The sequence below is a fragment of the Paraburkholderia sp. WC7.3g genome (assembly GCF_050436345.1).
Taxonomy (GTDB): domain Bacteria; phylum Pseudomonadota; class Gammaproteobacteria; order Burkholderiales; family Burkholderiaceae; genus Paraburkholderia; species Paraburkholderia podalyriae.
Genome location: NZ_JBNDMA010000002.1, coordinates 2,250,851 through 2,269,318, shown reverse-complemented (window position 1 = coordinate 2,269,318; position 18,468 = coordinate 2,250,851). Strand labels below are relative to the sequence as shown.

Annotated in this window: 19 protein-coding genes and 1 tRNA gene; 14 read left to right on the top strand and 6 right to left on the bottom strand. The window is 65.4% G+C overall.

Going from position 1 to position 18,468, the window contains the following annotated elements:
- Both OKW43_RS21820 and OKW43_RS21815 read left to right on the top strand, forming a co-directional pair.
- Positions 1 to 192 (top strand): hypothetical protein, encoded by a 192-nt coding sequence (locus tag OKW43_RS21820; RefSeq protein ID WP_429449766.1) that lies wholly within the window; start codon positions 1 to 3, stop codon positions 190 to 192.
- Between the two features lie 95 nt (positions 193 to 287).
- Positions 288 to 668, top strand: a complete 381-nt coding sequence (locus tag OKW43_RS21815) for a hypothetical protein (RefSeq protein ID WP_187636339.1) — start codon at positions 288 to 290, stop codon at positions 666 to 668.
- Positions 669 to 726: 58 nt separating this feature from the next.
- On the opposite strand, the gene OKW43_RS21810 is transcribed toward OKW43_RS21815, so the two are convergent.
- Positions 727 to 1,224, bottom strand: a complete 498-nt coding sequence (locus OKW43_RS21810) for a heme-degrading domain-containing protein (protein ID WP_187636338.1) — start codon at positions 1,222 to 1,224, stop codon at positions 727 to 729.
- A gap of 237 nt (positions 1,225 to 1,461) precedes the next feature.
- Between OKW43_RS21810 and OKW43_RS21805 the strand changes: the two genes are divergently transcribed.
- The 7 genes from OKW43_RS21805 to OKW43_RS21775 all read left to right on the top strand — a co-directional run bounded on the left by OKW43_RS21805 (position 1,462) and on the right by OKW43_RS21775 (position 6,839).
- Positions 1,462 to 1,538: transfer RNA gene (locus tag OKW43_RS21805), tRNA-Met, on the top strand.
- A gap of 186 nt (positions 1,539 to 1,724) precedes the next feature.
- Positions 1,725 to 2,270 (top strand): NUDIX hydrolase, encoded by a 546-nt coding sequence (locus OKW43_RS21800; RefSeq protein ID WP_035494591.1) that lies wholly within the window; start codon positions 1,725 to 1,727, stop codon positions 2,268 to 2,270.
- A gap of 9 nt (positions 2,271 to 2,279) precedes the next feature.
- On the top strand, positions 2,280 to 3,017 hold the full coding sequence (gene aat / locus OKW43_RS21795) for a leucyl/phenylalanyl-tRNA--protein transferase (protein ID WP_187636337.1): 738 nt from the start codon (positions 2,280 to 2,282) through the stop codon (positions 3,015 to 3,017).
- A gap of 101 nt (positions 3,018 to 3,118) precedes the next feature.
- Positions 3,119 to 3,955, top strand: a complete 837-nt coding sequence (locus OKW43_RS21790; RefSeq protein ID WP_187636336.1) for an arginyltransferase — start codon at positions 3,119 to 3,121, stop codon at positions 3,953 to 3,955.
- A gap of 111 nt (positions 3,956 to 4,066) precedes the next feature.
- Positions 4,067 to 5,089: a quinone-dependent dihydroorotate dehydrogenase gene (locus OKW43_RS21785; protein ID WP_187636335.1), complete on the top strand. Its 1,023-nt coding sequence runs from the start codon at positions 4,067 to 4,069 to the stop codon at positions 5,087 to 5,089.
- Positions 5,090 to 5,200: 111 nt separating this feature from the next.
- The gene (locus tag OKW43_RS21780) at positions 5,201 to 5,995 is read left to right on the top strand and encodes a cystine ABC transporter substrate-binding protein (RefSeq protein ID WP_187636334.1); all 795 of its coding nucleotides are present in this window, start codon (positions 5,201 to 5,203) and stop codon (positions 5,993 to 5,995) included.
- Between the two features lie 184 nt (positions 5,996 to 6,179).
- Positions 6,180 to 6,839 (top strand): amino acid ABC transporter permease, encoded by a 660-nt coding sequence (locus OKW43_RS21775; RefSeq protein WP_429449762.1) that lies wholly within the window; start codon positions 6,180 to 6,182, stop codon positions 6,837 to 6,839.
- Between the two features lie 34 nt (positions 6,840 to 6,873).
- Here OKW43_RS21775 and OKW43_RS21770 read toward each other — a convergent pair whose 3' ends face one another.
- The 4 genes from OKW43_RS21770 to OKW43_RS21755 form a co-directional block, all read right to left on the bottom strand.
- On the bottom strand, positions 6,874 to 7,920 hold the full coding sequence (locus OKW43_RS21770; RefSeq protein ID WP_222945678.1) for a Gfo/Idh/MocA family protein: 1,047 nt from the start codon (positions 7,918 to 7,920) through the stop codon (positions 6,874 to 6,876).
- A gap of 102 nt (positions 7,921 to 8,022) precedes the next feature.
- A complete protein-coding gene (locus tag OKW43_RS21765) occupies positions 8,023 to 8,742 on the bottom strand; it encodes a FadR/GntR family transcriptional regulator (protein WP_187636332.1) in 720 nt (239 codons plus the stop codon).
- A gap of 292 nt (positions 8,743 to 9,034) precedes the next feature.
- The gene (locus tag OKW43_RS21760) at positions 9,035 to 10,171 is read right to left on the bottom strand and encodes a sugar phosphate nucleotidyltransferase (protein ID WP_429449759.1); all 1,137 of its coding nucleotides are present in this window, start codon (positions 10,169 to 10,171) and stop codon (positions 9,035 to 9,037) included.
- Between the two features lie 14 nt (positions 10,172 to 10,185).
- Positions 10,186 to 12,045: an alpha/beta fold hydrolase gene (locus OKW43_RS21755; RefSeq protein ID WP_429449757.1), complete on the bottom strand. Its 1,860-nt coding sequence runs from the start codon at positions 12,043 to 12,045 to the stop codon at positions 10,186 to 10,188.
- 319 nt (positions 12,046 to 12,364) lie between these two features.
- Between OKW43_RS21755 and OKW43_RS21750 the strand changes: the two genes are divergently transcribed.
- On the top strand, positions 12,365 to 13,834 hold the full coding sequence (locus OKW43_RS21750) for an oligosaccharide flippase family protein (RefSeq protein ID WP_429449755.1): 1,470 nt from the start codon (positions 12,365 to 12,367) through the stop codon (positions 13,832 to 13,834).
- Positions 13,835 to 13,852: 18 nt separating this feature from the next.
- On the opposite strand, the gene OKW43_RS21745 is transcribed toward OKW43_RS21750, so the two are convergent.
- On the bottom strand, positions 13,853 to 14,386 hold the full coding sequence (locus tag OKW43_RS21745) for a GNAT family N-acetyltransferase (RefSeq protein ID WP_187636328.1): 534 nt from the start codon (positions 14,384 to 14,386) through the stop codon (positions 13,853 to 13,855).
- Positions 14,387 to 14,759: 373 nt separating this feature from the next.
- On the opposite strand from OKW43_RS21745, the gene OKW43_RS21740 reads away from it, so the two are divergent.
- The 4 genes from OKW43_RS21740 to OKW43_RS21725 are packed head-to-tail and all read left to right on the top strand — an operon-like array spanning position 14,760 to position 18,459.
- Entirely contained in the window at positions 14,760 to 15,011 is a 252-nt protein-coding gene (locus OKW43_RS21740; RefSeq protein ID WP_187636327.1) for an acyl carrier protein, read from the top strand.
- Positions 15,008 to 16,315: an acyl-CoA dehydrogenase family protein gene (locus OKW43_RS21735; protein WP_429449752.1), complete on the top strand. Its 1,308-nt coding sequence runs from the start codon at positions 15,008 to 15,010 to the stop codon at positions 16,313 to 16,315. Before OKW43_RS21740 ends, OKW43_RS21735 begins: the two co-directional genes overlap by 4 nt.
- Positions 16,316 to 17,389 (top strand): amino acid--[acyl-carrier-protein] ligase, encoded by a 1,074-nt coding sequence (locus OKW43_RS21730; RefSeq protein ID WP_187636325.1) that lies wholly within the window; start codon positions 16,316 to 16,318, stop codon positions 17,387 to 17,389.
- Positions 17,386 to 18,459, top strand: a complete 1,074-nt coding sequence (locus OKW43_RS21725) for a DUF1839 family protein (protein WP_187636324.1) — start codon at positions 17,386 to 17,388, stop codon at positions 18,457 to 18,459. Before OKW43_RS21730 ends, OKW43_RS21725 begins: the two co-directional genes overlap by 4 nt.
- Positions 18,460 to 18,468 lie beyond the last annotated feature (9 nt).

The window sequence follows — 18,468 nt, the reverse complement described above, 5'->3', positions numbered from 1 at the left end:
ATGGGAAAATATTTTCTGCAGAATCACGAACTGCCCGAGCCGGATGCGACGAACCACTGGTTTGAGTACGCCGAAAGTCACGGCATCGACATCTCGAAAGCGATCAGCATCTGGGAAGACGCGGCCACTGAAGAAGGCGCGGAAGCCCGGCGGCTCGTCAGTGCGGCGGGCATCAAGGTCAAAGCGACCTGACCCGTGGCCCGCCATCGCGTTCCGCAACAGCCGACCACGGCCGCGCCAGCCCGGCAGACCCCTCTCCCTCTATCTGAATGAAAGGACACAACACGATGCAATTCACGACGCAACCGCGGCGCGCCGGCCGATTCCCCCGCCTTCGATCCAGCGCCGCGCTTGCCCTCGTGCGTCGCGCGTCGCTGTCGGCCGCCGCGCTGCTGCTCGCCGCGGGACTGGGCGGCTGCGCGTCGTCGAACACGACCACGCTGATCAATCTGCCGAATGGCCAGACCGGCTTCGCGGTCAACTGCAGCGGCGCCGACGCCGGCTCGAGCTGGGCCTCGTGCTACGTGCAAGCCGGTAAGGCCTGCGGCGCAACCGGCTACGACATCGTGTCGAAAGATAACGACGAAGGCGGCACCGCCGGCGGCAGCGTCACGAACGTGGTGTCCGCCAATGTGAAAAACCGCTCGATGATCGTGCGCTGCAAGTAAGCCGATTTCGTTGCTGCCGGCAATGACGAGCAGCGCATACGGGAGCACACGCATCGCGTCAGCTCTTCGCGAGCGCGAGCTTGCCGTAGTCGTGACCCAGATGCGCGCACAGCGCTTCGACCACGAGTTCATGATCGGCGCGCTGCGGCAGACCGGACACCGTGATCGAACCGATCACACCCGCGCCTGCCACCGTCAGCGGGAACGCGCCGCCGTGCGATGCGTACTCGGTGGCCGGCAGGCCGTGCTTGTCGACGAGCGTTGCGCCCGCGAGCTGCATTTTCAGACCGATCGCGTACGAGCTGCGGCGAAAATGCGCGACGGTGTTGCCCTTGCGGCGCGCCCAGTCGACGTTGTCGGGCGTCGCGCCGTCGAGCAGGCTGAAGAACAGCGGCTGGCCGAACGTGCGCACGTCGATCGCGGCGGCAATGCCGCGCGCTTTCGCGACCTCGTGCAGATATGCGCCGACTTGCCACGCGCGGTCGGCATCGAAGCGGGGAAACACGAGGGTCTTTTCCTGAATGGCGATGATCTGCAGATCGTGAGCGATATCCATGAGGTTCAGAACGGGTCGGAGGATCAGAGTCGAAGGGGCCGCCGTCGTGACGATCGGGCGAGCCGCGCGGAGGTTTAGAATTCTAGCGCAGCGTCTTCTAGCGCAGCGTCCGCGCGCGGCTTTCCGAAGCTTTGTCGAGAAGTGACGTCGCGCGGGCGGGCAAAGCGCAATGAAGCCAATCCTTACATGGCTATTGCGCTGGCTGTCTGGCTGGTCTATAATTTTTTCTTCGACGGACGCGGGGTGGAGCAGTCTGGCAGCTCGTCGGGCTCATAACCCGAAGGTCGTAGGTTCAAATCCTACCCCCGCAACCAAAACGAAATCATTGAAGGGTTACAACGCATTGGCGTGTAACCCTTTTTTGTTTTTGTGGCCTGGCATACCGCAACCCGGCCGCAACCCGGCAATCCGAACTGGCCTCGTCTTGTCGCGCCGCCGGTGCCTCAGTAATCCCCCGCCCCGGTGATAAACTCCTATCACCCTTTCTCGTCCCCTTTCCAATGAAATTCTGTTCTGTCTGCGGCCACGGCGTCAGTCTGAGCATTCCGCCGGGCGACAATCGCGAGCGCTTCGTATGCGGCAGTTGCGGCACCGTGCATTATCAGAATCCGCGTAACGTGGTCGGCACCGTTCCGGTGTGGGACGACAAAGTGCTGCTGTGCCGTCGCGCCATCGAGCCGCGCTACGGTTACTGGACGCTGCCCGCCGGCTTCATGGAAATGGGAGAAACGACGGCCGAAGCCGCCTCGCGCGAAACGCTCGAGGAAGCCGGCGCGCGCGTCGAGGTGCAGAACCTGTTTTCGCTGCTGAACGTGCCGCACGTGCACCAGGTGCACCTGTTCTACATGGCGCGGCTGCTCGATCTCGACGTCGCCGCCGGCGAGGAAAGCCTCGAAGTGAAGCTCTTCGAGGAGCACGAGATTCCGTGGGACGAGATCGCGTTTCCGACCGTTGGCCAGACGCTGCGCTTTTTTTTCGCCGACCGGGCGGCCGGCAGTTTCGGCCTGCATACCGGCGACATCTTCCGCTCCCTGCGCGAAGGTTGAGCGGCGCGCATGGTTCCCTGGCTCGGAGCTGACGATCCGTTTCCGCCCGTCGAGCGCGCGCTCGGCGCCGCGAGCGGCGCACCCGGTCTGCTCGCGGCGAGCGGCGATCTGCTGCCGTCGCGCCTCATCGACGCTTACCGGCGCGGCATTTTCCCGTGGTATTCGGACGGCCAGCCAGTGTTGTGGTGGAGCCCCGATCCGCGCATGATCCTGCGCCCCGCCGAGTTCAAACTGTCACCATCGCTGCGCAAGACCCTCAAGCGCGTGTTGCGCGAAGACGCGTGGGAAATCCGCGTCGATCAAGATTTCGCCGCCGTGATGCGCGCGTGCGCACAGGCGCCGCGCCGCGGCCAACGCGGCACGTGGATCACCGCCGAGGTCGTCGAAGCCTATTCGTCGCTGCACCGCCTGGGCGACGCGCACAGCATCGAAACCTGGTTCGAGGACAAGCGTGTCGGGGGTTTGTATGGCGTGTCGCTCGGCCGGATGTTCTTCGGCGAATCAATGTATACCGACGTCACCGACGGCTCGAAAATGGCGCTGGCCGCGCTGGTCGGCCACTTGCGACGTCACGAAATAGAAATGATAGACTGCCAGCAGAACACGTCGCATCTGGCGTCGCTCGGCGGCCGCGAGATAGCGCGCAAGGCGTTCGTCGCGCATGTTCGCGCGTCTGTCGGCGCACCGGCCATCCCGTGGCGCTTCGACAAGACCGCCCTGCTCGACGTCCTCGCGCGGGCGGCGTAGGAAAAATCAGGCCGAATCCGGTCCGCCGCCCATCGAATGGCGGCATCAACCGCCGGGCGCGCCGGGTTTGCATTACCAGAGACGCTTCGAGAGCTGCCAACGTGACTCATCCCAATGAGCTGCCTCTTTCTCCGCTTTCCGCGCTGCAATTTTATGCAACGGCGCCCTATCCCTGCAGTTACCTGGACGGCCGCATCGCGCGCTCGCAGGTCGCCACGCCCAGTCACCTGATCAATTCGGACGTCTACACGGAGCTCGTCAAGGCAGGCTTCCGGCGCTCGGGCGTGTTCACTTACCGCCCGTATTGCGACGGCTGCCGCGCGTGCGTGCCGGTGCGCGTGCCGGTCGAGCGTTTTCAGCCGAACCGCACGCAGCGTCGTGTATGGAGAAAGCACGGCGACCTGATTGCGACCGTCGCGCCGCTGCACTACGACGAGGAGCATTACGCGCTGTATATGCGCTACCAGTCGGCGCGCCACGCGGGCGGCGGCATGGATCGCGACAGCCGCGACCAGTACGAGCAATTCCTGCTGCAAAGCCGGATCAACTCGCGGCTCGTCGAGTTTCGCGAGCCGGCGACGCTGCGGCCCGAAGATGGGCGCCCCGATGCGCAAGGCGCGTTGCGCATGATCAGCATGATCGATATCCTCGGCGACGGGTTGTCGTCGGTGTACACGTTCTTCGAGCCGAGCCTGCCGCACGCGAGCTTCGGCACCTACAACATCTGCTGGCAGATCGAGCAGGCGCGCAGCCTGAACCTGCCGTACGTGTATCTCGGCTACTGGATTCGCGAAAGCCCGAAAATGGCCTATAAGGCGAATTTCCGGCCGCTAGAAGGCTTGATCGACGGCGCGTGGCGCGTGCTCGATCCGGCCAGCATCGAGCTGCCGCCGGTCGATTTCGCGATGCATGGGCGACGCGGGCCGCTCAGGCCGTAGTCGACGCATCGTCGAGTCGCGGTCGTCGCCAGCAACGCCCTACCGGTCTCATCAGAGCCCAAAGCCGGTAAAATAGCGGGTTACCATTTTCCGGCCGTCCGGCTTCATCCCGTGCTCAGTTCCCTTTATCCGCTCGTTCGCGCCCAACTCTTTCGCATGGACGCGGAAGACGCTCATCATCTGACCTTGCGCATGCTCGGCGCCGCCGGCCGCACCGGCCTCGCCGGCGCGCTCGCGGCGCGCGTGCCGGATGCGCCGCGTACCGTGATGGGCCTCACGTTCCGCAACCCGGTCGGACTCGCGGCGGGTCTAGACAAGGACGGCGCATGCATCGACGGTCTGGCGGCGCTCGGTTTCGGCTTCATCGAAGTGGGCACTGTGACGCCTCGCGCGCAGCCGGGCAATCCGCGCCCGCGCATGTTCCGGCTGCCGCAGGCGAACGCGGTGATCAACCGGATGGGCTTCAATAACGCCGGCGTCGATCAGTTCGTGAAGAACGTCCAGGCCGCGCGCTATCGCGGCATTCTCGGTCTGAACATCGGCAAGAACGCCGACACGCCGATCGAGCGCGCCGCTGAAGACTACCTGTACTGCCTGGAGCGCGTGTATCCGTTCGCAAGCTACGTGACGGTCAACATCTCGTCGCCGAACACGAAAAACCTGCGCCAGCTGCAAGGCGCCGACGAACTCGACGCGCTGCTCGCCGCGCTGAAGGACAAGCAGCAACGGCTCGCCGATCTGCACGGCAAGCTCGTGCCGCTCACGCTGAAGATCGCGCCGGACCTCGACGACGAGCAGATCAAGTCGATCGCCGACACCTTGCTGCGCCACCAATTCGACGGCGTGATCGCGACCAACACGACGCTGTCGCGCACCGCCGTCACCGGCATGCAGCACGGCGACGAAGCGGGGGGCCTGTCGGGCAAGCCGGTGTTCGACGCGTCGAACGCGGTGATCCGCAAGCTGCGCACCGAAGTCGGCGAGGCGGTGCCGATCATCGGCGTCGGCGGCATTTTCTCGGGCGACGACGCGCGCGCGAAGCTCGCGGCCGGCGCGTCGCTAGTGCAGCTTTATACTGGTTTCATCTACCGCGGTCCGGCGCTCGTCGCCGAATGCGCGCAGGCATTGCGCTAAGTATCCGCGCCGCCGGCGTATATAGACATAAACAAACGGTATTTAGATTGCGATAGTCTCGCTTGCTATGCTCTTGACCGTCAAAACGTCAGACGTACGAAAAGGAACACGATGAAATTTGGCCTGCTGAAAAAGCTCCTCGCCACCGCGCTGATCGGCGCGTCGTTGACCGCCGTTGCCGCGCACGCGGAAGACCTGCTCGACCAGGTCAAGCAACGCGACACGCTGCGCATCGGTCTCGAAGGGACCTTCCCGCCGTTCAACTCGAAAGCGCCGTCGGGCGAGCTGATCGGCTATGACGTCGACATCGCCAAGGCGGTCGCGGCCAAACTCGGCGTGAAGCCGGAGTTCGTCACGACCGAGTGGAGCGGCATCATCGCCGGTCTGCAGGCGGGCAAGTTCGACGTGATCGTCAACCAGGTCGGCATCACCGACGCGCGCAAGCAAACGCTCGACTTCTCGCAGCCGTACACGTACTCGGCCGCACAGCTGATCCAGCGCAAGAACGACACGCGCCAGTTCAACTCGCTCGAAGACCTGAAGGGCAAGAAGCTCGGCGTCGGTCTCGGCACGAACTACATGGACATGGCGAAAGCAGTGCCGGGCATCGACGTGAAGACCTACCCGGGCGCACCCGAATACTTGCGTGATCTGGCCGCCGGCCGGCTCGACGCGGCGTTGAACGACCGGCTGATGCTCGCGTACCTGCTGAAGAACTCGAACCTGCCGCTGCGCACCGGCGCGAACGTCGGTCCGGGCAACCCGTCGGGCATTCCGTTCAGGAAGGGCAACCCGAAGTTCGCGCAGGCGATCGACGACGCGATGACCCAGCTCGAAGCGGACGGCACCTTCACGAAGATCTCAGATAAGTGGTTCGGCATCGACGTCAGCAAGCCGATCAAGTAGCGCGCGTGGAGTCAAACGAAGGGCGGCATCGTGCTCGATGCCGCCCTTCGCGTTTTTGGCGCAGCGCGAGGCCCAGGACCCGAACCGCGCGTCGCGTATACCCCAAGCCGCATCGAGCGACCCGCGCCTTAATGCGCGCCAAAGTTTATGATGTGCGCTTTGTGCGCCAATAAGAACACTGCCCATGTCCATCGCATCCCTGCTGCTCCAATCGCTGCCGGTGCTCGCACAAGGCGCGCTGCTGACGATCAAGTTCGCGATCCTGTCGATGATCTTCGGCCTGATCGGCGGCGCCGTGCTCGCACTGATGGGCATCAGCCACAGCCGTCCGCTGAACTGGATTGCGCGAGTCTATGTGAGCGTGATGCGCGGCACGCCGCTGCTCGTGCAGATCTTCGTGATTTATTACGGTCTGCCGAGCTTCGGCATATCGCTCGATCCGACGCCGGCCGGCGTGATCGCGCTGTCGGCGAACGTCGCCGCGTATTTGTCCGAGAGCATGCGCGGCGCGATTCTGGGCATCCACCAGGGCCAGTGGCTCGCCTCGTACAGCCTCGGGCTGTCGCGGCGTCAGACGCTGCGCTACGTGATCGCGCCGCAGGCGCTGCGCATCGCGGTGCCGAGTCTGTCAAACAGCCTGATCAGCCTGATCAAGGACACCTCGCTCGTGTCCGTGATCACGGTGACCGAGTTGCTGCGCAGCGCGCAGGAAATGATCGCGTCGACCTATCAGCCGCTGCCGCTTTATCTTGCTGCCGCGGCCGTGTACTGGGTGCTGTGCCAGGTGCTCGAGTGGGCGCAGCGCTGGTACGAACGGCGTCTGTCGCTGCCGACGCGGCACTGAGCGCCGCCCGCGCGTTGTGGTTCACCGCAGCGGCTCATTCTGCGGCGAACCTGAGTCCGAGCGCTGCGCGCGCCGCGTCGGCCATCGCGATCATCTGTCGCGACGTATCGTGCGGCATCAGCGGACTCTCCAGCACACCCGCGCGAATCAGCTCGCAAAAGTGCGCGGTCTCGTAGTTCAAACCACCGCCTTCGAACGGCTCGTCGAGTTCGACTACGCGGCCATCCGCGTAACGGATCGTCGCGCGCGACGGATTCCACCACGGCTCATGCAGCGTCACGTGGCCGCCTTTGGCCATCAGCAGCGCATCGCCCTTGCCATGCAGATCGAGCCCGCAGAATAGCTGCGCGATCCCGCCGCGCTCATGCTGGCTGTTCAGACTCGCGAACGTATCGACGCCGGTCGCGCCAAGCCGGCCGAAGGTCTGCACGTCGCGCGGCGCGCCGAGCCAGTCCACCGCGAGAAACATCTCGTAGATGCCGATATCGAGCAACGCGCCGCCCGCATGCTCGAACGACAGCGACGGATGATCGTCCGGCACACCCGGCACCGAGCAGCCCGCGCGCACGAGGCCGACCTCGCCGATCGGCTCGGCCGCGAGGTGCTCGCGCAAGCGGGTATAGAGCGGATAGAACGGCGGCTTCATCGCTTCCATGAAGAGCCGTTGAGAAGCGCGCGCGGCTTCGAGCACGCGCTCGAGCTGCGGACCATTGATGCACGCGGGCTTTTCGCACAGCACGTGCAGCCCGGCTTGCATGGCGGCGATCGCGTAGTCGGCGTGGCTGTCCTGCAGCGTCGCGATGTAGAGCGCGTCGATGCCGCTCGCGAGCAGCGCGTCGAAACTGCCGCACACGGCGCCGCCGAATTCGTCGGCGAACGCCCGCGCCGGTTCCACGCGACGCGACCACAGCGCGGCGAGACGCGTCCGCGGCACGTAGGCGAGCCCTTGCGCGAAGCGGCGCGCAATCCGGCCGGTGCCGACGATCCCCCAGCGGATCTCGCGCGATGAAGTGGGGTGCTGCGCTGCCTGATGGCTCGGGCCGGCGGTGGCAGCGTGCGCTGCCGCTGTGGTATCTGTCATCGTGTGTGCAAGGGTCCATGCGGTTCGAAACAGCCGCTATTGTCGCCGATGACGCTCACCGATACGCTCAGCCCGTGCTCACCGCCGCACTTACACCCGCATTCACACCCGCGCAGGCGGCTCGGCGGAAAACCGGCCGCCGAGGTCCTCGGCGGAGTAATCGATCATCGCGAGCGCAGCGATCTCGGCCTCTTTCGGATCACGCCGCTCGATCGCCTCGACGACGCGCTGATGTGATGCGATCGCAGTCTCCCACAGCCCTTCCCGGTCGTGCACGATCGGATTGACGGTCGACAGCGCGCCGCGAATGATCGCCGCCATCTGCTTGAAGAACTGATTGCCGCTCGCGATCACGACACGCGTATGGAACAGCTCGTCGGCTTCCTGATAGCCGGCTTCGGCCGGACGGATCACGCGAAACGCCTCGAACGCCTCGCGAATCGCCGCGACGTCCGCGGCATTGCCGCGCGCCGCCGCCTGCGCCGACGCGCGCGGTTCGATCAGCATGCGAAACTCGATGACGTCACGCAGAAACATCGGATCGGGCTTCGCGCGAAAACGCCAGTTGACGACGTCCTCGTCGATCATGCGCCAGTCGCTCATCGGCCGGATGCGCGTGCCGATCTTCGGCCGCACGTCGAGCATGTCGCGCGCGAGCAGCATCGACAGCGCCTCGCGCATCACGGTGCGGCTCACGTCGAATTCCTTCGACAGCACATCCTGCGGCGGCAGTATCGCGCCGTACTTCTCCTCGACGATGCCGCTGACGAGCCCGTCCATGACTTTGCTCACTAGCGAGCGATCCTTGTTTGCGTGTTCCATGACATATCCCCGAAGCGGTGTTGACCCCGCGTGGCCTGTTAATGAAGGGCCCGTACGTATCGTTGTTATGCAAATAGGATCGTTTTCCGATACGTTGCTAGCTTCGAAACCGATGCGCCAGTGGGACACTTCCTGACAGGGTTATCCCTCTGAAGATTTGTTTCTTTCGTGTAACGCGATCTGTTTCGCCAGGCACAAAGCTCGCCCGTCAAAGCGTGCCTGCGTTGTGGGGTTTAATTCGTGCGCATTCGCACGTTGGTGAGATGAAATTGTCTGATTTGCGCGGACGCGGTCAGACGCCTGCGTGTTCCAGCGAACGAAATCGTCGAAACGCACGGTGTCGTCTTCGCCGGGATAACCGCCCGACTGCACCTCGATGATTTACAGCGGCGTCTTGCCAGGACTGTCGAGCAGATGCGTGACGCCGAGCGGAATGAACGTCGACGGGTTGGTCGACGCATCCCACACCGAGTCCCACGCGCCGACGTTCGACCAGCCCGCGTCGAGCGGCACCGTCACGCCGACGAGACGCGCGTCGGTGCCGATGTGCTGCATCACCCGCGGAATCGACCGAGTCGGACGGACACGCGGCGAACGCGTCGCGCGCGACATGCAACGCGCCGGTGTCGTCGACGCTGGCGCCCGCGAATGCGTCCTTGCAGGCCGCGGCGATCAGCGGACGGCACAGGCCGATCGCGTCGAGCCACACCGACGCGCGCACCACGAACATGCCGCTGTTCCACCAGTATTCGCCCGACGCGAAGTAACGCTCGGCCAGTTCGGCATCGGGCTTTTCGACGAAGCGCTCGATCGCCCGCGCGCCCCGCTTGCCCAACGCCGCGGCCGTGCGGATATAGCCGTAGCCGGTCGCCGCGCGCTGCGGCGGCACGCCGAGCGTGACGATCGCGCCGCGCGACGCGTGCGTGAGCGCCTCGTTGAGCGCCGCGCCGAACGCTGCGTGATCGGCGACCAGATGATCGGCGGAAAGCGCGACGAGGATCGGATCGTCGCCGGCCGCGGCCGACGCGCGCGCGGCGAGCGCCGCGACGCTCAGCGCCGGCGCGGTGTTGCGCGCCACCGGTTCGAGCAGCATGCGCACCGGCTTGCGGTACAGCTCGACGCGCTCGAGCGTCGGCAGCCGCAGTTCCTCGGTGCAAACCACCAGCGGCACGGCGGGCGGCGTGGCGCGCGCCGCGTCATGCGCGGCCGGGTCGAATGCGTCGTCGAGCCGGCGCAGCGTCGCTTCGAGCAACGATTGATCGCCCATCAGCCCGATCGGCTGCTTCCGATTGCGTTCGCGCGACAGCGGCCACAGCGTCGTACCGCAGCCGCCGGCGAGAATCACCGGTTGCACGGTCAGTTCGTGCAGCGCGGCGGCGGTCCCGGCCTGCGGCGCGAGCGGATTACCCGGCTCAACGATGCGGTTCATTTCGCGCGCGCTCCCTATGCTTCTCCGAACGGACGCAACGCACCCGCGCCGCGGTGTTCTTCATGCTCCGGGTGCGTCCTGTGCAGCTCAACGTCGAGCGTCGCGCTGTCGGGCAGACGCAGCTTCGTGAAGCCGTCGCGATAGACGTTCTCGACGTAGGACATGATGTTTTGCTGCGCCACCGACGACAGGATCGCGTGATCCGTGTGCTTGCAGAAGGCCACGTGAATGCGCATGAAGCGCGCGAGCCGCGCGCCGCGCGCGCCGAAGTAGCGCTCGAGCTCCTCGACGCCTTCGTCGAGCACACCGAATACCAGGTGCGTGTCGACGCCTCGCTCATCGAGGTTGGTGAACAGGTGCCGCTCGTCACGCGCGCCGAACTCGAGGCCGCACAGCTGCTCGATCCGGTCCGCCAGCGTTTCGCCGGTCCGTGCGAGCTGGCGCACCACCAGCTCGCGCACGATGCCCCAGCCGCCCGTATCGCCCTTGAGCACGCGCAGCCATTTGCCCGGCCGCTTCATCGAGCGCATGTAGTTGCGCGTCGAACCGAACGCGGACACCGGAATCATCGGCTTGCCGTGTTCGTCGCAGACGTTATGCCATCTGAACTTCTGCACGTTGACGATCACCGCGCCCACCACCGCCGGTTCGCGCGTCGCAGCATGCAGGCCGGTGTACGCGCCCGAGCAGATGCCAAGCAGCAGCGCGCCCGCATGACCGCGCGCGGCGAGCCAGCGCGATGCGCACGCGGCATCGGCGGCGCTCGACTGCGAGTACAGCGCGTCGAGACTCAGCGTGTCGCACGACGGCATGCTGTCGCCGACACCGCCGACGTCGATGCGCAGCGACGCGATGCCCAGGCGCGCGAGGCGCCGCGCGAAATGCACGCCGAAGCGCCCATTGCCGATCCGCGATACCGCGCCTGTATTGAGCAGCAGCACCGCCGGCGCGCTTGCCGCCGCGGCGCCGTCGGGCAGGCAGTAGATGCCGAACACCTTGCCGTCGTTCAGCCACACCGGCGTTTCGTGCAGGCCCGGCGAGACATAATGGCCGCCCGCCGGCTCTTCGCCTCGCTGGGGCACGCTCGCCGTGCTTCGAGGCCGCGCACCACCCGCCACGAGCCAGTTCTCGATCGATTCGAACGCGGCGTGTGGTATCTCGCTCTGAAGTGCCTCCATCATGAAGCGGCCGTATTCGTCGAACGACTGACGCTCCACGTCGACGCCATGTTCCGTGTAATGCGCGGCGAGCGCATCGACCCGCGCGGGGTCGAGCGAATCCAGCAGCAGCACGCGCGCCGCGGGCCGCGTCGTGTCTCGCGATAAATCGACCGTGCGCAGGCTGTCGAGCGTGTCGCGATACATCCGGAAACCATAGGCTTCGATGAACTCCCCGGTATCGGGCTCGGCCACGCAATCCATCGCCTCGGGCAACTTCAGCCACTGCCGGTAATGCGCGCGCAATTCGCGCTGGTAAGTCTTGCCCGACAGCACCGGCGACATCAGCACGAGACCGTGCACATCGCCGAGTTCCTGCGCGGCAAGCGCGGCCAGCATGGCGCCAAGACGCAGACCGCACAGGCTGACACGCTCGACGCCGGTCGCTGCGCGCAGTAGCGCGACCGCCTGTTGGACGCTGTCGATCCATGCGCGCCACAGGCCGAGGTCGTTCGGATCGCCGGCTGAATCACCGGTCGCCGGGTAGTCGAAGCGCAACACCGGCATGCCGCGCGCGGCGAGGTGCTCGGCGAGCCGGCGCATGCCGCGATACGTGCACAGCGAGTCGTAGCCAAACGGGGAACACATCACAACGCCATCCGGGCCGTGGGCTGAATGCAACCAGCCGAATTTGCCGTCGAAGACGATCGGTCTCACAGTCCGCTCCTTACGGGATCTTTCTTTCAGGCAATTACAACAAAATCGCTCTAGCCATTATGTGCGCCCCGCCACGTTGGTCTGGACTCCTCGCGGCCAACCACCGCGCTACCCGATGACCTTTGACATTTAACCCCCGCCTGATCGCGGCTATCTGTACGGCCACCCACACAGTCACGCGGCACCTGGGGGCAAGATGCAAGACCTGCGACGCATTGATGCCGCCGCCCGAGTCCGCGCGAAGGGGCCGCTGTCCAGCGACAGCGCCGACGAAAAAATCACACGATAGGCTCGCCCCTCAACGGCCGGACAATGGAACATGGAAAGAAGCATCGTCAGGAACATCGTTATCAACTTTGCCGGAGCCGTCGCGCCGACCTTCGTTTCCCTCGTGACCGTGCCCACCTACATTCATCTGCTGGGTGCCGAGCGTTATGGGGTGATCAATCTGGTGTGGGCGCTGATCGGCTACTTCAGCGTCCTCGATCTGGGCACCAGTCTCGCGACGGAAAACCAGATCGCCAAGGCTCGCGCGGCCAACGACGATTCGATCGAACCGATTTTCTGGAGCGCGTGGTTTATGAATCTCGGCACCGGCATCATCGGCGGCGCACTGATTTATGCCAGCACCATCGTCTACATCACCTACGGCGTAAAAATCGAGCCGACGTTCCAGCATGAAGTGATGGCGAGCCTGCCGTGGATCGCGGTCGCCGTGCCGATCGCGAACGTCACCTGGGTGTTCGCGGGCGCGATCACCGGCGTCGAGTGCTTCCGGAGCTACAACATCAACCAGACGCTCGGCACCGCGCTATTCCAGTTGCTGCCGATCGCGGCGATCTTCTGCTTTTCGCCGTCGCTCGCGATCGTGATTCCGGCCGCCGTGATCGCGCGTCTCGTCGCGGGTCTGTTGCTCGGCGTGGCCGCGATTCGCGCGCTCGGCATTCGCCGGATGCGCATGCCGCAATGGCACCTGATGCTCGGGCTGTTCCGCTACGGCCGCTGGCTGCTGATGTTTTCCGGCGCCAACATGATCGCGTCGACGCTCGACCGCGTGTTCGTCGGCGGGCTGCTCGGCGCGCGCTTCGTCACCTACTACGCGACGCCGCAAAACCTGATCAATCGATTGAACCTGCTGCCGCTCGCGATCGTGCGAACCCTGTTTCCGCGGCTGTCGGCGGCGTCGCGCGAGGATGCGGACGCGCTCGCGCACCACGCGCTCGCGTTTCTCAACGGGGCTTTTACACCGTGCGTGATCGTCGCGCTGTTCGCGCTGAAGCCGTTCCTGCTGCTGTGGCTCGGAGCGCAGCTCGCTGCCTCGACGCCGGTCGCCAGCGTGCTGATCCTCGGCGTGTGGCTGAGCGGCCAGTCGAGCATCCTCGGCAGCCTGTTGCAGGCGCAGACTCATCCGGCGGCGGTGGCGAGCGTCAGCTGGCTGCAGTTGCCGTTCTTCACCGGCGCGTTGTGGTGCGGCATCCACTCGTTCGGGATCATGGGCGCGGCGGTCGTCGTCGTGCTGAAAGCGCTATTGGATTATTCAGTGTTGCTCGCGTTTTCACGGCTGCATGCGTGGACGATCGTGCGCAACCTGCTCGCGCATCTGACGTTTCTGCTGGTCGCGCTTGCGCTAGCGGACTCGATCAGCGCATTGCTGCCGGCGATCGTCGTCGCGCTCGTGTTGAGCGCAGCGAACTTCGGCATGTCGCTGCATGGATCGAGCGAGCTGCGCGTCGCGCTTTACAGGCTCTGGCTGCGTGTCGTGCCGTCGTCCGGACGGGCGCGAGGCTGAGCCGCGGCGCGCGCGGCATCACAACAGCTCGAACGTATCGACGAACGATGCGTCGCCGCGTTCGCGGCGCCGTGAACCGAAGCGCGCCGCAGCGCCGCGCAACTGACGCGTGAGACCGATGAACGGCACGCCGTGTTCGAGGTACGGCCCCTCCGTCTTACGAAAACCGAACTGCTCGTAGAACCCGCGCAAGTCAAGCGGTGCGCTCACGCGCGTGGCGCGGCCCGGCCAGCGTTCGACGGCCGCTTCGAGCACGCGCTCGATCAGCATTTCGGCGGTACCATCGCCGCGCCGCAGCGGGCTCGTCAGCACCTTGTCGATCGTGACTTCCGGATCTTCGGAATCGCCGGGCTGCACCCGCGCATAGGCGAGCACCGGCATCGGCCGCGCCATGTCCTCGACCGCGAAAACATGCAAGGCCTGCTCGTCGCGGCCGTCCGGGTCGAGACACACATGCGACTGCTCGACGACGAATACCGCGCTGCGCGCACGCAGCACGACATACAACTCACGTGCGGATAGCTGATCGAACTCCAGCGTTTTCCAATTCATCACGCCCCCGGTGGACAAGATTTCGACGGAACCGGCGATGCTTGCCGCGCGTGACGGCAGGTCGATCCATCACGGTCCCTCATCATGGGTTACACGGTACGTGCGCGAAAGATGTGCTTCCGTGCGCCATCGCACTGACGCTCGGGCTTGACAATTCTTAAATACGAGTCAATGAAGCGCAGCACTCACCCAGTGCGCCCGTTATCGCAGACGGCTTGACAGACATCCACCTGCATCACGGCACTGCAACATCGCGCACACGCGCGCCGCGGTCATCTCACCGCCAGTACCTTACATACGAAAACCAGGCGCCGACGATCGTTCGATCGCGGCACCCATCGGCAGACCTTTTGACCATAAGGGGGAACACTGCATGAAGACTGCATTGAGACGCATCCTTTCCGAATCCGCACGCCTGGACGTTCCGGTGGATAGCCTTGCCGACGACGCCGACCTCTATGCTGCCGGACTCTCATCGCTCGCGACCGTGCATCTGATGCTTGCCATGGAAGACGAATTCAACGTCGAAATACCTGACCGTATGTTGACGCGCCGGCTGTTCTCGAGCATCGACTCGATGGCCGCCGCGATGACCGAGTTGCAGCAGGCCAAGGCGGCAGCATGAGTGCTTCGCTGCTGGATCAGGCCGCCGCGGCGGCCTCCGGAGCGGCCGCGAATACGACTACCGACGCACCGACCGGCGATGGCCAGCCCGCTGCCACCGTGGCGCTGACCGCGCTCGCGACCGGTCCCGAATGGCGTGCTGCAGCGCATCGTTGCGCGGCGATCGCCGCGCAGCATGCGGATGCCGTGGACCGCGAGGCGCGCTTCCCAGTCGAGGCGTTCGACGCGCTCAAGGGCGAGCGTTTGCTGTCGGCGATGGTGCCGACCGCTTACGGTGGCGCAGGCCTGTCGCTTGCCGAGATCGGCGCGATCTGCGAAACGCTCGCGCAGGGCTGCGCATCGACGGCAATGATCTATGCGATGCATCAGATCCAGGTCGCGTGCATCGACTCGCATCGCGGCGCTTCGGCCTGGCAAGCGCGCCTGCTCGCGCAGCTGGCCGAGCAGCAATGGCTGCTCGCGTCGGCGACGTCGGAAGAGACGATCGGCGGCAATATGCGCACGAGCGCGTGTTCAGTCGAGCTCGATGGTGCGCGCTTCCGGATCGAAAAGCTCGCCCCGACGATCTCGTACGGCGCGCACGCCGACGGCATTCTCGTGACCGCGCGACGCACCGCCGACGCGGCCGCGTCCGACCAGTTGCTGATCGTCGCGCTGCGCGCCGATACGCAGCTCGAGCGGCGCGGCGACTGGGACGCGATGGGCATGCGCGGCACCTGCAGCGAGGGTTTCCGGCTCGTCGCGACGGGACTGGCCGAGCAGATCCTCGCGACACCGTTCGCCGACATCGCCGATCAGACCATGCTGCCCGTGTCGCACACGCTGTGGGCGTCGGTGTGGACCGGCATCGCGATCGACGCGGTCAATCGCGCCAAGGCGTTCTTCCGCGCGCAGGCGCGCGCGAAGCCCGGCACGATGCCGCCGGCGGGCCTGCGGCTCGCTGAAGCGGTCGGCCTGCTGCAGATGATGCAGGCGCGTCTGTCGGTCGCGCTAGACGCCGCGCGCGCCGCGCATCAGGCACGCAATGGCGCGACGCCCGCGGACGCCCCGCTCGCGGCGATGCTCGGTTTCGCGTCGGACATGAACACGCTGAAGACCAGCATCTCGGCCACCGCGCTACAGGTCGTTCAGCAGGTGCTGATGATCTGCGGCATGGCGGGCTACAAGAACGGCACGCCCTATAGCGTCGGCCGCCATCTGCGCGACCTGCACTCGGCGCCGCTGATGATCAATAACGACCGGATCGCGCAGAACATCGCGAGTCTGCTGCTCGCACAACGTCCTGCCGCGCCGGGGAGACCCTGAATGAAGCTGATGACCGATACCGCCGCTCGCGCCGCTGTCGCCGCGGCCGCCACCGCTGACTTGGGGCCGTCGCTCACGCTGCGCGACGAGATGCTGGCCGCCGGCCTGCTGATCGATACCGGTGAAAACGGGCTGTATGGCCGCAGCCAGATTTTCGAGGACGTGATCGACCGTCTGAACGCGGCGATTACGCAGCTGGGAAAAGATCAGCTTCCCGAAGTATTGCGTTTTCCGCCCGCGATGCGCCGCACCGACTTCGAAGATAGCGAGTACCTGAAGAGCTTTCCAAATCTCGCGGGCACCATCCATTCGTTTTGCGGCAACGACATGGGCCACCACCGTCTGCTGCGCGCGCTCGACGATGCGATGGCCGACAGCAACGACGATCGCAGCGACGCATGGCTCGCGCAACAGAAACCGACGCGCGTCGTGCTGACGCCGGCCGCCTGCTATCCGATCTATCCGGTGATGGCGCGGCGCGGCCCCCTGCCCGCCGGCGGCCGCACGGTCGACGTGCTGTCGTACTGTTTCCGCCATGAGCCGTCGCTCGATCCGGGGCGCATGCAGATGTTCCGCCAACGGGAGTACGTGCGCCTCGGCAGCCCCGAGCAGGTGATGGCGTTCCGCCAGATGTGGATCGAGCGCGGCTCGCTGCTCGTGAAGCTGCTGCGCTTGCCGGTCGAAGTCGATCTCGCGAACGATCCGTTCTTCGGCCGCGGCGGCAAGATCGTCGCCGATAGCCAGCGCTCGCAGGCGCTCAAGTTCGAGTTGCTGATCGCGGTCGCCGATCCGCGCGGCAAGACGGCCTGCCTGTCGTTCAACTATCACATGGACCACTTCGGCGCGATCTGGAAGATCGCCTCCGAAGACGGCGCGACCGCGCATACGGGCTGCGTCGGCTTCGGCATGGAACGCATCACGCTCGCGCTGTTCCGTCATCATGGGCTCGACGTCAACGCGTGGCCCGACGACGTGCGCGCGCTGCTGTGGGGCGATACCGACACCCGCGTCGCGGATGCGTTGCAGGCGGCGCAATCGACGCCAACGGCAGCCGTCGCCGGGGAGCGCGCATGACCCCATCGCCGACCCCGGCGCTTGACGGCGCGCTCGCCAACCCGTCCCTGTCGCGACGCGCGGGCGATCTGCCGATCGACCAGCAGACCGGCGCGGCGCCCCGCGCCGGCACGCAGTTGCGCGAGCATGTAGCGCACGCGCTGCATCAGGGCGACCGCGTGTGGCAGGAGACCAACTGCTATGTCGATCTGTGGATCGAGCTGCTGCACGGCTTCGGGCTCGATCCGCGCGCGGCGCTCGCGTTTACGGTCACGCAGGATTTCGAAGGCGATCAGTTCACGTTCTTCAAGTTTCCGCTCGAAGATCTCGGACGCCTGTATGGCATCCAGGTGCAAGAGCTCGCGATCTACGACTCGCTCGAACAACGCGTGCTCGCGCAGACGCTGCGCGGACACACCGTACTCGTCGAAGTGGACGGCTACTACCTGCCCGATACGCGCGCGACCTCGTATCGCAGTGAGCATCCGAAGACTACGATCGGCATCGACTTCGTCGACACCGCCGCGCGCCGCCTCGGCTATTTCCACAACACCGGCTATCACCGGCTCGAGGGCGACGACTACGATGGCGTGTTTCGCAAGCTGCCGCATTTCACCGCGCAGCCCGATCTGCTGTTTCCCTATGTCGAGTTCGCCAAGCAGGCGCGGCCCGCGCTTGAAGGCACCGCGCTCGCGGAGGCGTCGGCGGAACTGCTGTGCGCGCACCTGGAACGGCGCCCGTTGACCAATCCGATATCGCAATGGCGTGCCGCGTTTCCCGCGCATCTCGACACGCTGTTCGATCGCGACGAGGCGTACTTCCATCTGTACTCGTTCAATCTGATGCGGCAGCTCGGCGCGAACTTCGAGTTCCTGTCGAAGTATCTGCAGTGGCTGTTCGCACAGGGCTTCGAGATCCCGCCGACGATACCGGCCGCCGCGCAACGCATCGCGTCGGAGTCGATGGTGATGCAATTCCGGCTCATTCGCGCGATCGCGCGCGGCCGTCGCGATAGCTGCGAAGACTGCTTCGATGTGCTCGAAAGCGCTTATGAAAAAACGCTGCCGCCGCTAGCCGCTCTGGTGCGCTAAAGCGTTGAT

Coding starts and splice junctions, on each gene's coding strand:
- OKW43_RS21820 (WP_429449766.1), top strand. CDS start 1: ATGGGAAAATATTTTCTGCAGAATCACGAACTGCCCGAGCCGGATGCG.
- OKW43_RS21815 (WP_187636339.1), top strand. CDS start 288: ATGCAATTCACGACGCAACCGCGGCGCGCCGGCCGATTCCCCCGCCTT.
- OKW43_RS21810 (WP_187636338.1), bottom strand. CDS start 1,224: ATGGATATCGCTCACGATCTGCAGATCATCGCCATTCAGGAAAAGACC.
- OKW43_RS21800 (WP_035494591.1), top strand. CDS start 1,725: ATGAAATTCTGTTCTGTCTGCGGCCACGGCGTCAGTCTGAGCATTCCG.
- aat (WP_187636337.1), top strand. CDS start 2,280: ATGGTTCCCTGGCTCGGAGCTGACGATCCGTTTCCGCCCGTCGAGCGC.
- OKW43_RS21780 (WP_187636334.1), top strand. CDS start 5,201: ATGAAATTTGGCCTGCTGAAAAAGCTCCTCGCCACCGCGCTGATCGGC.
- OKW43_RS21775 (WP_429449762.1), top strand. CDS start 6,180: ATGTCCATCGCATCCCTGCTGCTCCAATCGCTGCCGGTGCTCGCACAA.
- OKW43_RS21770 (WP_222945678.1), bottom strand. CDS start 7,920: ATGACAGATACCACAGCGGCAGCGCACGCTGCCACCGCCGGCCCGAGC.
- OKW43_RS21765 (WP_187636332.1), bottom strand. CDS start 8,742: ATGGAACACGCAAACAAGGATCGCTCGCTAGTGAGCAAAGTCATGGAC.
- OKW43_RS21760 (WP_429449759.1), bottom strand. CDS start 10,171: ATGAACCGCATCGTTGAGCCGGGTAATCCGCTCGCGCCGCAGGCCGGG.
- OKW43_RS21750 (WP_429449755.1), top strand. CDS start 12,365: ATGGAAAGAAGCATCGTCAGGAACATCGTTATCAACTTTGCCGGAGCC.
- OKW43_RS21745 (WP_187636328.1), bottom strand. CDS start 14,386: ATGAATTGGAAAACGCTGGAGTTCGATCAGCTATCCGCACGTGAGTTG.
- OKW43_RS21740 (WP_187636327.1), top strand. CDS start 14,760: ATGAAGACTGCATTGAGACGCATCCTTTCCGAATCCGCACGCCTGGAC.
- OKW43_RS21735 (WP_429449752.1), top strand. CDS start 15,008: ATGAGTGCTTCGCTGCTGGATCAGGCCGCCGCGGCGGCCTCCGGAGCG.
- OKW43_RS21730 (WP_187636325.1), top strand. CDS start 16,316: ATGAAGCTGATGACCGATACCGCCGCTCGCGCCGCTGTCGCCGCGGCC.
- OKW43_RS21725 (WP_187636324.1), top strand. CDS start 17,386: ATGACCCCATCGCCGACCCCGGCGCTTGACGGCGCGCTCGCCAACCCG.